This window comes from Sulfurimonas sp. (assembly GCF_032250635.1).
Classification (GTDB): domain Bacteria; phylum Campylobacterota; class Campylobacteria; order Campylobacterales; family Sulfurimonadaceae; genus Sulfurimonas.
Window position 1 is genome coordinate 1 of the sequence record NZ_JAVVFL010000268.1, and the last position, 1,712, is coordinate 1,712.

Below are 1,712 nucleotides of genomic sequence, written 5' to 3' on the forward strand. Positions count from 1 at the left end.
AAACAGGCGCTTAGCGCGCTAAAGACGGCAACGGAAGAGCTGCTCAAAAAAAGAGAAGTAACGGTTTCTCAAGATGAAGAGGTGGTTGAGAAAAAATTGGCAGAAATCTCAATTAAAGAGAGTACTATAAAAAGAATGCTCAAAAAAAATGAAGAGATTTTAAAAGAGATAAAAAGTGTCAAGATGAACAAAATGTCCGAGACTTTTGCAAAAATGAAAGCTGCAAGTGCGGCAAGCGTACTCTCAGAGATGGAACCCCAAGACGCCGCAGCTATACTTACTTCTTTAAAACCAAAAACAGTCGGAACTATTTTGAGTAAAATGGATGCAAAAAGAGCATCAGAATTGACTTTGCTGTTATCAAAATAATTAATATTAAGAAATCTTAGTTAGAATTGATTGAGAGTAATTAGGTGTAAGGGTTTTTAGTGCTTAAAAATATTAGTTTTTACGATTTTATGCATAGACAAATCCTCGTACTAATAGCACTTTTTTCCACAACGGCTTTCTCCTATGTAATATTTGGCATAGTATATGAATCATATTTTATAGAAATATTGTGGTACCTCTTAGTCCTCGGTGTTTCATACAGAGGGTACGTTCTCTATAGGGCATACGCTGATAACGAGTATACGATTAAACAAAAAGAGGAGTGGTTAGGCAAGGTAAGATATTTTATCTTTTTCTATTTCTCAACATGGACGATAATGTTTCTGGTCTATATCGCCCGAGATAATTTACAACTTCACTATCTGGCAATCTTTACCCAGCTCGGCGTCTCTGTAGTTGCCACCACCATTCTTGTTTCAGAAAAAAGGTTGGCAGTTTTAATCCTTATCTCATCAATGTTTCCAATTACAATTTACCTTATTTTTATAGGAGAGTTTTACTCTTATGTAATAGCCGTGCTTACGCTTGTTCTTGCATGGGTTCTCTTATACGGTTCAAGAAATACATATAACTACCTAATAAAAAATCATGCGCAGGCATACAGAGATTACCTGACGAAACTCGGGAATAGACGCCACTTTATAGATTTGCTTGAAGACGCTATAAAAATTCAAAAAAGTAGCAATAAATATATGTATCTTATACTTATTGATTTAGATCACTTCAAAACTATTAACGATGCATTGGGGCATGATATAGGGGACAAACTGCTTATAGAGGTCTCAGAGAGGATGCAAGATCTTACAAAAGAGCATAACGGAAATATTTCCAGACTGGGTGGTGATGAGTTTTGCATACTCAGTGCTGAATTTAAAACAAAAGACGAGTGCGTTGCAGATGCAGAAGTTTTTGCAAAGAAGTTGCTAAATAGTGTAAAACAGACATATATAATAGATGATCATCATCTCTACATTAGTGCTAGTCTTGGAGTAAGCATTATTGACAAGCCTACGCTTAGCGCTGCTACGCTGATTAAAGAGGCTGATATTGCCATGTATGAAGCAAAGGCAAAAGGCAGAGACAGTGTTATTATGTTTAACAATGAGCTCTCTATCAGAATAGAGAGAAAGCTTTCAGTTGAGAGGCTTTTGCACTTTGCCATTGAAAATAGAGAGATAACACTTGTATACCAGCCTCAGTTAAATTTTAAAGGCAAGGTTATAGGGTGCGAAGTTCTTGCCCGTTGGAGCAGTGAACAGCTTGGTTTTATATCTCCTGATGAATTTATACCTATTTCAGAGGAGACTGGTATTATTATAGAG

The 1,712-nt window shown here is 36.2% G+C and carries 2 protein-coding genes; both read left to right on the forward strand.

Annotated features, from left to right (window positions below):
* On the forward strand, positions 1-369 hold a 369-nt coding region (locus tag RQ763_RS11645), incomplete at its 5' end, for a magnesium transporter MgtE N-terminal domain-containing protein (RefSeq protein WP_314153159.1).
* A gap of 59 nt (positions 370-428) precedes the next feature.
* Positions 429-1,712 (forward strand): diguanylate cyclase domain-containing protein (locus tag RQ763_RS11650; protein WP_314153161.1); only part of this gene is annotated, 1,284 nt, incomplete at its 3' end.